Raw genomic sequence first — 12926 nt, forward strand, 5'->3', positions numbered from 1 at the left:
TAGACTTCGGCAAAATTCAATTATTTAGTCCATGGTGGGGCCAGGTCCAGGTGGCGACGTCTTTGCGTTTGCGCTCCAGGGCGGGGATGGCGCGCAGGGCGTCGCCGAGGCGAAGATAGTTGACGAGCACGCCGTCGTCGAGGTCGATGTCGAGATTGCGGGTGGCGAGCGGGTAGAGGATCTTGTCCTCGTATTCGCGGCATTCCGTGATTGCGGTCCTCATTCTCTCCCCCGCGCGCACGTCGCTGGCCAAGTCGGAGGCGAGCAGGCGGGACGACTGCGCGTCGAGCTTGGCCACGTAGTCGCGCAGGTAGCCGAGCACGTTGCTCGTGGTCTGCGGCGTGTACCGGTGCAGGTAGACGAGCGCCTTGAACGAGCCCTTGTTGTCGCGCCGGCTCGAATACATCCAGTAGATCGGACGGCTCTTGTACGTCTTCACATGGTCGGCGTAGAAGTCGTTCACGAAGTACTTGCGCAGGGTCTTGCCGAGCATGGATTCGATGTACGCCACGTTCTCGCTCAGACGTTCCTCGCCGTAGACGACGGACAGGAACCTGCGGAAGCGCGAGACGATGTCGTCTTCGAACCATTCGTCCGCAGTGACCGGGATGACGTTGTCCTCGTCCGGCATGAAGCGCGGATCCGGCACCTCACGCAGGTAGTCGTCCAACGTCTGGCCCTGCGAGGCGAGCACCAGACCTGGCTTGTCGAGACTGTATCGGCCGAACATGCAGCCGACCGCATAGGAGATGAGCTCCTTGACGAGGTAACGGGCCATGAGCTGGTCACGCTCGGCAGGGTCGGCCTTCGGGTAGGCGAACGCCGGATTGCGTTTCAGCGAGACGCGCTCCAACGGCACGTCGCACGGCACTTCGTCACGCACACCATACGCGTCCGCCACCAGCTCGTTGTTGCGGATTTCATGCTGACGCTGCTCCTCGGCCACCGTCTTGCAGGAGTCGATATACGCCGCAACGATCTCCGCCAAGCTCCGCCCCTGGCCTCCGCTGGCGGGGGCTGTCAGCGCAGCTGACTGAGAGTGGTCAAACCGGGCTTCCCCCTGAGGGGAAGCTGTCGGCAACATCGACTGATGAGGGGCCTTTGAGTTCCCATCCCCCACAATCGGCAAAGAGGCAAAATCCCACGAGGTCTCGTAGGAATCCCAGTCGGATTTGGAAGTGGAGATGAGGAATTCAACATTCTCATCATCCTCATCGTCCATATCCTTCAACTCATCAGCAATTGGCAATGATGCAATCTGCCCAACTTGAAAATTTACTGTTGGAGCTATTGCCGTCAATTGCGTATACAAAATTGTGGAATTCTCTATTCCTAGAATTCTTCTCAGGATGTTTTCGCTTGCAAAAATAGAACTACCAGCAACATCAAAAACAAAACCTGAAGGGTAATAGCGGAAAGCCGGTGCTGCGCTACTAACAAAGGACCATGATACAGATGGTCGGAAATAGTAATCACGTCCGTCATGTCTGAAACCAGATAATGACTTCATATAAGTCTGCCCGTGAGAATCATACCGAATAACAAATTGCTGATTACCATACCACTTCCTAAACTCACCGCCCTTGTTGTAAGGAAACCAGCCCGTAGCTTTCGATGCTTCATCTCGAGACTTACAATCACGAATAAACTTTTTATAGCTTACTTCATGCCACTGTCTCAATAATGTGTTGTTATTACCAGTTGACATCCCATGCTTGAGTTGTGCGAGATTGCCCAGTGGCTTTCCCTTCGTGAATGTGGCACGCATCGCGTCGCTCAGCCAGTACACGATGGGCGAACCGGGAATGCGGGTGAAATCGGACTGGGAGACGGTGAAAGTGGCTTCTTGATTGCCTCCGCGCATAATCTGAAGGAATTCCGCTTTTTTACGTGAGGAACCGTTCTGAGATAGTTTGATGAACCGAGTCTTATGGGAGGCACGTCGGGCTTCTACTATAAAAGCAGCATTTGCGCCAAAGATATCGGGATGATTGGAAATATCTCGGATATGAACAAAACTTGAAATCGTATGACGATGAATCAGATCATTTCGCATAGCCTCAAATGACTTGATAAACATCCATGTATCGCCAATGACTGTTCCGAACAGACCATCCGAATCAGTCAAGGAACCATAGCGGTAGTAGAAACAAGCCATCAGGTCGGCTTTGCCGTCCTTGTAGTTGTGGTTCACGTAGTCCTTGAGTTCTGGACCCATGTTGTTGTTGCCCATGTAGGGCGGGTTGGCGACGACAGCCATGTATTGGCACGCGAGGTAGCGGGTCTGGATGAGGACCGCCTTGGCCTTGCGGGCGAGGGTTTCATGGTCGATGAGGGTGTCGGAGCTCAGGAGCATAGGTTGGGCGGAGACGGCATCACCACCCTCAGGCCCGGCTTCGCCGGGCCAGCTCCCGCCAGCGGGAGCCAAGGACGCCTCATCAGAGGGGGCCGACTTCGTCGAAACGGCGAGATTTGCGAGATCGGCTGGGGGTTGGATGAGGGAGCCGGTGATGTCGGCCTGGGCATACGTGTTCCAGATCTCAGGGTCGAACTCCACCTGATACATACGGTTGAGCTCGCTGACCTCGTCTTCGGTGAACGACACCTTTTCGATGCGGCGGATGTGCGGGCGCATGCCACGGTTGCGGCGGAAGAACCGGCGGTAGCGGTCCCGCGCCTTCATCAGCAGCGCGAATTCGGCAAGGTTCGCGGCACGTTCGTCGATCTCCATGCCGTAGAGGTTGTGCTCCAGAATCAATACGGGAATCTCGTTCGGGCTGTAACCCTGCTCCTCATAGATGTCGTAGAGCAGATCGAACGCGTAGGTGAGCATATGGCCGGAGCCGCAGGCGGGGTCGCATACGGTGAGGTCTTCGGGGGATGTGATGGTGGGGAGATCCTTCGACTCGCTCCGCTCGCTCAGGATGACAGACGGATTGGATTCGCTCTGGGTGACAGACGGATTGGATTCGCTCAGGATGACGGAGCGGGCAGGTTCATTTTGGGTCACCGGGGAAGCCGGAGAGATGTCGGTCTCTCCCCCAGTCACGCTGCACGTGGCAGCACCCTTGTCAGAGGGGGTCGAGGGGGTGATGTAGTACTCCCACTGCTTGGGGAGCCGGGATTCGGGGTGGGATCTGGCCCACAGGCGGCCGACGGTGTTCTGCACCAGGTAACGTACGATCCAGTCCGGGGTGAACAGCTGCGTGGCGGCCGGTATCTCCGCGGCCCCGGCCTTGTTGCGCTTCTTGAAACCGGCCATCACCTCGTCCTTGCGTTGGGAGATGTAGAACTGGTACAGCCAGCCGATGATCTCCACGTTGCCGTGCCGCTCGCCAGCCTCATCCACCGTGATGCAGTCCTCCGGAGTCATGGCCTCCAAGGCGCGGCGCAGCACCGAGCCCGACGCCAGCAGATCCGCCGGCATGAGCAGCTCGTCCACGCCACGGTCGAGGTTCTCCTCGCCTTCGAACATGGAGGGAATCGCATCATGCCAATGCCGGCAATACGCCTGCAACAGCAGACCATACGCCTCGCCCTGCGGGTCGTCGCTCGCACGCGTGCCGTCAATCAACGCCTCGACCGCACCTCGCACGCCGGCCGTGCGGTTCGCACGGTTCTCCTCGAACACGGCCGGATCATACACGCCGCGCAACGCCTCCGACAGCACCTGCGGCAGACCGTTCACATCGGCCACGTCCTCCGCCGACACCACATGCGAATCCGTATATCCCAGCACATCCATGTACCGCAGGGCGATGATGCGGTTGAACCACCGGTACGCATACCGTTCCGTCACGGCCGCAAAACCAGTGTCGCCACCGCCTTCTTCCCTGATGATCTCCTCCAAGCGGGCGACCACATCCGGCTGGTCCGCACGGGCCCGGGAGAAGGGTTCCAACGCCGCTCTCATGCGCACGGCAATCGACGTCATCAGCTCGGTGCGGGATTCGGCGGCGAACGCCTGGAGTCTGTTCGTATTCACAGCAGGATCTTCTTTCCTTCGTTGATGGCCTGGATAAGGGTGCGTCGATAGGATTCGAGGAAGGCATCCACGTCATGCTCGTTCTCCAGCGCGGCCACCGGCTTGGGAACCGGAATGGTGGTGATGACCACGCTCTGGCGCACGGCGGATGCCGCGGAATTTCCATCGTCGAGAACGGTTCTGGCGACGTGGCGACCGGGGCGTTGCGATTCCTCTGTCTCCTCGCCGGCATTCGGCCGCCCGGAATGGTCCGCCGAATCGGTGTCGGCCGTCTCGTCAGACGAGATCCCGTGGGATTCGGCTGCCGCCTCATTCCTGCGGGCAAGCGCCTCGTCCAGCTGCGTCATCAGCGTGGCGTACAGGCTCTGCTGCACATAATCCGCGTTCTGCCGGATGTCGGCGATGTACTTGGCGCCTCCCGCCTTCCCGGCGAACTCATCCAGCTTCCGGTCCACCGACCGTCGCATCGGCTCGTCCACGCTCGCGTACGAATCGGACTGCGTGACGCTCTCACGCACCGATTCGATGACGGCGAGCGCCTGCGAGCGCTCCTGCTCGACCAGCCGGGCCAATGCGGCGCGTAGTTCGTCCACCATGGTCCTGAGCTGGTTGATGCGGTTGCCCTGATGAAGGTCCGGGTCGTTCGCCAACGCCAGTGCGTCGTCGCGTTTCCGCTGGAGTTCCGCCGACGCGAGCGTGAAGTTCGATTCGTTGTCATGCAGGTATGCCATGCAGTCGTTCAGCACGGATTTCTGCGCGCCGTTGAGTATCTGCCGGATCGGCGAGATGATGTCGTCCTTGTCGTCGAGCAGTTGCTCGTCACCGTCGTCCTCATCGTCGGTGACGAACGATTCGAGCATCCACGGGTCGCCGTGCGCCACCACCCGGTTCAGGCGCGCGATGACGTCATCCAACCGTGCGGTGAAGGCGAACCGGCTGTTGACGTCGCGCAGGTGCCGCAGGTCGACGGCTTCGTCGCCGAGCGCGTCGCGTACCGTCGATGCCAGGGCCGGCGGGTCGGACGGCAGGCCGGATTCCGGAGCGTCGAAGTAGTCGCTGTAGAATCGGCGCAGACGGCGCACCTTGGTCGCATCGTACTGTTTGGGCACCTCCACGACGATGGAGCTCTGCTTTTTCGTGCTGGTGATCGCGGCGACGGCTTCGGTGCGTTCCACCTTGCGGCTGTCGATCATGAGATTGATCTGGTCCATGCCATACAGGTGCAGCAGGCAGGCCAATACCGCGGCGTAGGGCCAGCCGTACGGCGGCTCGCTGTAATGCGCGATGACGGCGTGCACCGTGGGCTTGATGGTCTTCGACCGCAGGATGAACGAGAGCACGTCCTGTGCCGGGGCATCGATCTTGGACCGGGCATCCGAGGTTCCGGGCAACGTCGCCCCATCCGGAATCTCGGCGTCGCTGAGCACCTTCGCCAGACCTTTTTCGTCGTAGCGGACGCCGGCGAGCATGGTGAGATTGGGATAGTATTTGCCGACCATCAGACCCATCGCCTCGGCGATGCGACCCTCCGCAGTGGTGGACTTCAGATCAAGCGGCAGGCCGTTGTACGCGAACACGGCGTTCATGATCGATTCGCGAAGGGCGCCGTTCAACATGCGCCTCATCATCGACAACACCGTGTTCTTTTCTCCGATGATGCGCATCCGCTGCTTGGAGGTCTCCTGGTTGCGCAGGTTCAGCTTCACGTACTTCGAGGTCTTCAAATACATGACGGCATCGTTGGTGAACGTCTTCTCATCGGGCAGGATGATGCGCACCACATTACGTTCGCCGGCGCTCTGCATGATCTTGGCGTCCACATCCGTATCGTCCAACGGCGTCACCAGATGCAGTACCGTCGCATGCGTCTGGCCTATGGTCGACCCGTCGACGGTCAGGCCGTAGCGGAACGGCGCCTTCTGCGGCCCATACTCGATGCGATGCGTGCCGCCGCCGAGAATGTCCACGCCGAGGATCTCGCCGATGAACAAGCGGATGTCGCCGTCGTTGACGTCGACGTTCTTGATCTCCTTTTCGATCTCCTGCTCGTCGTTGGTCAGGTATTCGTAGAACTCGCCGTTGCGATGCACGTAGTTGCCGGACTCCAGCACATCGAGCACGCGGCGGATGCGGTTCTCGAACTCGGGGATGTTCTCGTCGAATCGTTCCAGCACGAGCACGCGCAGGTTGCGCACCGTGGCCTTGAACCCCTGCACGTGCTTCACCATGAGCAGTGCCTTGAGCAGGGCGAGGGCGAGCGGCTTGTCGTCGTTGTCGGGCAGTTGGCTGTTCGCCTCGTTGATGCGGTAGTTGGCCGAGGTCTGCAACGTGCCGGCGATGCCGTCGTAGAACCTGCTGAACGGGATGATGCTGCCGAATGGCAGGTTGCGGCAGGCCATGAGCGCGATGCTCACGGTGCTGAGCATCGAACGCTCGCCCACGGACCGGTGCGCGCCCTCGAAGAAGCCGGCGTCCGACATGCCACGCATGGCGTTGTGGAACAGGCCGAACTCGTAGTTCATGAACGGGTACGAGTCCACGAAGTCGTCTTCGGAACCGAACTTGTTCGTACGGAACTGCTGGGCTCCGCCCTCGCCCTGGAAGTCGAACAACGTGCCGAGATTGCCCTGCTGGCGCGCGAACAACCGCTCGATCATCGGCCGCGCCTCATCGGTCTTGACGAGCAGACGCTTCTGGATCACCTCGATGGCGTCGGTGCTGTCGAGACGCATGTTGATGTCGAACCTGCCCTTGATCTTCGTCAGGTCGATGCCCTGGTTCACGGTACGGCCCTCGATCACCTTGTCAAGGTCCTCCTGCGAGGTGACGAACACCCATGCGCGGCCGTTCGTGCGGGAGAACAGCTCCTCGGTCACGGTCTGCAGGTTGAGCATTTGTTCCGGTTTGCCGCCGACGAACTGGCCGACCTCGTCCACGAGGAACAGGATGCGATGGCCCGGCTCCTGCGCGTCCAGCCAGGCGTTCACGTCGTCGGCGAAGTCGGCGATGGTGGGCCTGTACTGCGCCTGATAGTCGGCGATGATCAGACGGTCGTCACGCACCGGCTTGCCGGTGGCCTCGGTGAACGCCTCGCTGATCTCCTCCTCCCAGAACTGGGATTCGGCACGGCCTTGCTCCCACGGCTTGCCGACCTTCTGCTCGAACAGCTTTTTGAACGCTTCCAGCTTGCCGTTGTTGTCGAGGTCATGCTCGAATTTGGCGATGTACCGGTTCGCGCCGAAGTAGCCGCGCGACTCGTTGAACACGCGGACGAACGCGTCGGTCAATGCGTTCGGATTGTTGTTCTGCGCCTTGCTGTCGATGTTGAACAGCAGCGAGGTGGCGGGAATCTCCAGGTTCCGGCGCAGCAGCGCCTCAAGCGTGTTGTTGCCCGCGTCGGCCGCCTTGCGCATGAGCGTATGCACGGCCTGATCGCGTGGCACCATGGTGGCGGCGTCGGAGAACGCGTCGGGCACATCGCCGAGCACATGGGAGAGAATCTTCAACAGGTGGGATTTACCCGAGCCGAAGTATCCGGAGATCCACACGCCGTTCGTGTGGTGCGCGCCCGGCTCGTTGTATTCGTCCAACAGCATCTCCATGCTGTTCTGAATCTCGTTGGTCAGCACGTATTCGTCGATCTCGTCCCTGAGGTTCTTGTCGTCGCTGGCCTTGACCACGCCGTCGATGCGTTGGTCGATGTTCTTGACGAACATGCTCCGCAACGTCATCATGCCGGCTTCCGATTCACTCCCCATGTTCGCTCCTTTGCCTGTATTCCTCTGATCCGTAAGCCTGTTTCATATATGCTCGACTTGCATTCGCATTGTCGGCCTGCCGTGCCGATCACTGCCCGCCAAGCGGGTCCTCCATACCGTTGAGGCTGAACGACCGGTAGTAGTTGTCCGCTCCGAGACGGTCGAACAGGCGCATCGTGGAGACCATGCTCGCAGTCTTCGCATATGTGCCGGGAAAGAACAGCACCACGGGACGCGACTGCTCGAACACCAACTGGATGCGTTCCATCAGCGTATGCGTGCGGATGTACGGATACACCCTGCCCACCCCGGTGATGAACACGATGTCGGCCTGATGCCGCTCACGCGCCTCACGGTATCGTTCGGCGATGGCATTCATCAGATCGTCCTTGTCGGGGCTGAGCTTGTCGACCAATGACTGGAGGAACATGTCGCCCACTTCCCCATCCGGGGACGCGCGGTGCAGACGCGGCTCCTTCTTCAGCACACGGTCGAAGATGCGGCTGTCCCTGAGCACCCCGATCGCCGTGTCGTAGAGGTCGATGACCAGCACACCCGGAGCGATGTCACCGGGGTCCGGCGTCATGCCCTGCAGACGATTCGTCAACTGCGCGATGCGCCGACCCACCTCAAGCTCCCTGTCGGGCGGATACGCATAGATGTAGTTCGCCGGTTCACCCGCGGTGTCGCTACCGTCGCGGAACGACCGCTTGCGCATGATGGCGAACAGGCTGTCGAATTCATGTTCGATGTCGCGCGGATCGCGCTGCACCGTGTTGGAAACCGCCATACGTGTACGCTCCTCCCCTACAATCCGGGCTCGCCCATCGGAAAGAATCCGAACGATTCCGGCCTGTCTCCCAGCATATCGACAATCTCGGGACTCAGCAGGGAAGGCACGACAAGATTCCCCCGCTGTTCCAGAAGACCGGCCTCGAACATGGCGCGGAACACGTTCTGCCGCAGCTTCTTCGCCGTGGACTCGCTGAGTTCCTCCAGCTCCGGATGCCACATGGCCTTCTTCAGCACAAAACGGTCATAATCCGCGTAGGTCACGGTCGGGGTTCCCATCAGATAATGATCCCTCAGCACTTCGTTGGCGAACTCCCCTACCAGCGTGTAGTGCCGGCACATCGCCACCCACATGAGTGCGGCACGATCATCCGCCGCAGTCCCCTCATCGGCAAGATAACGCAGCTCTTCCCCCGCGAGCGCGCCGAGCCGCTTGACCGTCTCGCTGGCGATGCGTTTGCCAGCGGCAAACGTGCGTACGCCAAGCATATTCTCATCCGTCACGATTCGTCGAGCAGCCGTCCAATCCTTCTGATCCAGGAACACACGCGCCACGATGACGCCCTGTGAAGCCAGCAGACCGCCGACCGTAAACGACAACCGATATCGTTCCGCCATCGGCACGCTCCTTCCTGTTTCACGCGAATATTTCAGCTTACACCATGACGACGGCTCTTATCCTCGTCACTCACCGACATCAACACGGTCATTCATTGATGCCGCCCGCCCACACCGTCTCCACTGGCGTTCCCGGCAATCCGGTGAATGACCATCATACCGTCCCAGTACACTCGAATTCATGGACACCCCTCCGAAACCACTGCTGCATGAATTCGAGACCATGTTCGACGACGTCCCGCAGATACTGGATCGCGCCCTCGACTATTGGGAGGATGGCCGCGTGGGCACGGTGGAGGAGATCGCGCCCGCATTGTTCCATACGGTCGTTGCCGGCAGCAACGCCGTCTCCTATGACGTGGATATCCGTCTCGACGCCGGCGGTCGTAACGGTCGCGGCAATCAGACCGACGACCAGACCGATGAGGACGATGATACGACCTTACGCACCATCATGCCGCATGTGATGTCCACGGCCTGCACATGCCCATACCATACAACCCCATACTGCAAGCATGTGGGCGCCGTACTGTATTCATTACGGGCCCGATTCGAGGACAGGCCAGCGGATCCGTCATCGCATGACGACCCCTCCGCATGCGATCCCAAGACCATGGTGCCGAAGCATGTCCTCGACGGCATACTCAAACGCATCGACGAACAGGCGCGTGAATCGGACGGCCGTCACATACTGTTCTTCTGGTCGACCGCGTGTCTGCGCTATGCCGAACAGCTCCGCGCCGACGAGGAGACGCCCCTCATCCCCGCCAAGGAGGCCGGCCGCATGATTCTCGGACCCATGGATGCGTATCATCGCCGACTCGGCCGAAACGACGACGGCCGTGACGATTCCGACGACGAGGACCTCGGCGACGAGTACGGACTGCCGCCGATGAGCATATACAGTGAGACACACCGGCATGGCATGTATGATGAGGCGCTGTCCGGCCTGCATATCGTGGCAGACAACGCGCTGCATTCCACGGATTATGCGAACGCATGCCTGAATCTCGCCATCTGCATGGGGGCGCTGGCCGCGTTCACGAATTCCGTGGACGACGACCGTCATGAACTGTCCAATGAGAACGACCAGCTCGTCAACCGGATCCGCTGCTATATGGAGAACGTGGCCGCGTACGCCGACTCCCCGACCGCGAGCATCGCGCTCGGAGAAATAGCCAAAGCCGCCTATGAGCCGGAAATCCAGTTCTACGACCCGTCGAACGCCGCCATGCTGTTGGCGGGCTCACTGGCCTTCGCCCGATACGAGGACAAGGCGGTGTGGGCGTACGACGTGATCGACACGGCGATCGAAAGGCTCGGCCCCGCCCATGACGGCGAGCTCCCCCACGACGTACTCGTCACGCCACGACATATATTGCATAAGTACGTGCTGATGGTGGCCTATGACCTGCGCCGGCTGACCGATGACGAAGCCGGCTGCCAGGAGCTGTGGGACGCCCATCCCACGTGCGCTCCCCTGCTGCTGATGCATGCGATCGTGCTGATGCGCCGGCAACGGTTCCATGAAGCCTACCGTCTCGTCGACGATTATCTCGGCCAATGCGCAAGCCAGCCGGAAGCCGACAGGCAGATCGTATACAACGGTCTGCTGCAGGGGCTGCTGCCCCACGGATGGCATTCCCTGCTGGAAGCCTGCGCGGAAGGCATGAACGACGCGGACCGTCTGGCGGACGTCTACCGTTTCGTCATCATCAACGGCAATGACAGAGCGGACATCGGATATGTCTCAAGACTGCGCCGTCTGATGACCATGAACGGCGTCTCCGACGCGGCATGGCATGATGAGGCAAAGGCCCTGGCGCGAAAATGTTCGAGGAACATCGCCGACCGCATTCGCACACAGCCTGAAATCCCTGCGGATGCGGTCGGCCCGGAACGGCGCAGCAGCTGGCGTAATCCCGCATACGAGAAGCTCATCGTCGATGAACGGCTGTCCGACGCGGCGCTCACCTACTGCACGACCATCCACTATCCCCCGATGCCATTGCTGAAGACGCTGGCAATCGGCCATCCGGACGAGGCACGGCAGATCATCTACGATGCGCTGCCGGAAGGGGCGCTGGATGCGCGAACGTTCATCACACGGACCGGCCGTCGCGGCATGAACGCGCATCGCGCCACCTACCGGCAGGTGGCGAAGCAGCTGCGTCGATACGCCGAAGTGTTCGGAGAGGATGAGATGCGCGAACTTGCGAGGCGCATCGTCGGACAGTATCCGAACCGCAAGGCGTTGCGTGAGGAAATCGCCTTCGCACTGTAGGACCGTCGGCATCGTCGTGACCGCCTTCCGCATGGTCGCAAGGCGGTCACATAGGTGCGGTCACTCCCCCGGTTTCAGCGCGGAGGCGAGCAGCCCTCCCACCACGGCGATCATGGCGTCCCGTTCCTCGGGGTCCACGTCACGCGCCGCCTGGATCATCGACGGCATGCTCTGCCGCCAATGCGCGGTCAGCTCGCCGAACGTATGGTATCCGCCGGATTCGAGAATGGAGAACAGGTTCTCGATGAACATGCGACGTCGTTCGTCATCGTAACGGTTCATCCACCCGTTGATTACGTCGGCCACGTATCGGGCGCTTGACGACAGTCGTGGAACGGTGACGAACCGTCCACTATCCACCTGCCAGTTCAAGGCGAAATGCTGCATGATGCCCATTCCGTCGCTGCTCACCACGGTGCAGCCGTTTTCGGCGTCGGCACGTGATTCGAACAGCATGCCGATGATCGACGATTCCGGCACCGTCTTATGGATGCGACCGGATATCCGCCGGAAGCCCGCCGAACCGGTGAACGAATCATCGAAACCGGGCCCGTCATGGGAGTATACGGCCACGATGCGGTCCTGCACGTCCGCCGGGAGCATGGATGCCGCATACACCGCCAGATTGCCGCCTTTGGAATGTCCTCCGATCATGATCATCCCATGCCATCGTTCGGCGATCTCACGCACATACCGCGCCGCCGCTTCCTGTGAGGCCACGGGACGGCGGAAGGCCATCATGAAGTCCTCTTTCCATCCGACGATCGAACTGTCGGTGCCGCGGAACGCGACGTACAGCAGCCCGTTGCCCAGGTCGAATGTGGTGGCGGAGAACTGTTTCGCGCTTTCCGGGTCGGACTCGCTCATATAGCCGCCCACACGCACGTTACGCCAGCGAGGGCTTTCGCACATCGCACGGACCAGGTCCACGTTCATCTGCGGCGACCATACATGCTCGAACATCGCCTCGTAGCATTCCGACCGCAGCAGCGTCTGCAATAGCACCATGCCTCTGGCAGGATAATGCGGCACCACAACCGGCATGTGCGCATAGGCGAGCTGTGATAATACCAGACTGTCGGTTTCGTTGAACGGGCGCTTCTCGAAATCGTCGAATGACGACCGGATGTCGTCGATGATGTTCCCCATAGTCTGATCCTTCCCACGATTGCCTATGCTCATGATACGTGGGGATGACAGCGTGCTCTTCGTGTTTTTGAAGGGTCTCGAATGCGATGAGAATGCAGTGAGATCGAGGAATGACGGCAATGCCATGTTTGGGTTTTGCCTGTGAGGGCATGCGCATATACGAAAACAGGGGTTTCGAGGATGTGCTCCCCGAAACCCCTTGTGAAGTTGTGTTTGCGGCGGTGTGCTACTCTCCCACACCCTGTCGGGTGCAGTACCATCGCCGTGCCGGGTCTTAGCTTCCGGGTTCGGAATGGGACCGGGCGTCTCCCCCGGGCCATGACCGCCGCAAAATCTGTTT

General features: G+C 60.3%; 6 protein-coding genes and 1 rRNA gene. 1 reads left to right on the plus strand and 6 read right to left on the minus strand.

Annotated features, from left to right (window positions below):
• Window positions 1-16: 16 nt before the first annotated feature.
• The 4 genes from pglX to KIH77_RS05915 all read right to left on the minus strand — a co-directional run bounded on the left by pglX (window position 17) and on the right by KIH77_RS05915 (window position 9153).
• A complete protein-coding gene (gene pglX / locus KIH77_RS05900) occupies window positions 17-3985 on the minus strand; it encodes a BREX-1 system adenine-specific DNA-methyltransferase PglX (RefSeq protein WP_219100164.1) in 3969 nt (1322 codons plus the stop codon).
• The gene (brxC, locus tag KIH77_RS05905; RefSeq protein ID WP_219100165.1) at window positions 3982-7743 is read right to left on the minus strand and encodes a BREX system P-loop protein BrxC; all 3762 of its coding nucleotides are present in this window, start codon (window positions 7741-7743) and stop codon (window positions 3982-3984) included. Before brxC ends, pglX begins: the two co-directional genes overlap by 4 nt.
• 88 nt (window positions 7744-7831) lie before the next feature.
• Complete coding sequence (locus tag KIH77_RS05910) at window positions 7832-8533, minus strand: DUF1788 domain-containing protein (protein WP_219100166.1); 702 nt, start codon at window positions 8531-8533, stop codon at window positions 7832-7834.
• A gap of 17 nt (window positions 8534-8550) precedes the next feature.
• The gene (locus KIH77_RS05915) at window positions 8551-9153 is read right to left on the minus strand and encodes a DUF1819 family protein (RefSeq protein ID WP_219100185.1); all 603 of its coding nucleotides are present in this window, start codon (window positions 9151-9153) and stop codon (window positions 8551-8553) included.
• Window positions 9154-9334: 181 nt separating this feature from the next.
• On the opposite strand from KIH77_RS05915, the gene KIH77_RS05920 reads away from it, so the two are divergent.
• Window positions 9335-11437 (plus strand): SWIM zinc finger family protein, encoded by a 2103-nt coding sequence (locus KIH77_RS05920; RefSeq protein ID WP_219100167.1) that lies wholly within the window; start codon window positions 9335-9337, stop codon window positions 11435-11437.
• A gap of 60 nt (window positions 11438-11497) precedes the next feature.
• Here KIH77_RS05920 and KIH77_RS05925 read toward each other — a convergent pair whose 3' ends face one another.
• Window positions 11498-12586, minus strand: a complete 1089-nt coding sequence (locus KIH77_RS05925) for a DUF2974 domain-containing protein (protein ID WP_219100168.1) — start codon at window positions 12584-12586, stop codon at window positions 11498-11500.
• Window positions 12587-12799: 213 nt separating this feature from the next.
• A 5S ribosomal RNA gene (rrf, locus tag KIH77_RS05930) occupies window positions 12800-12916 on the minus strand.
• Window positions 12917-12926 lie beyond the last annotated feature (10 nt).

Source organism: Bifidobacterium pluvialisilvae (assembly GCF_019331695.1).
GTDB lineage: Bacteria > Actinomycetota > Actinomycetes > Actinomycetales > Bifidobacteriaceae > Galliscardovia > Galliscardovia pluvialisilvae.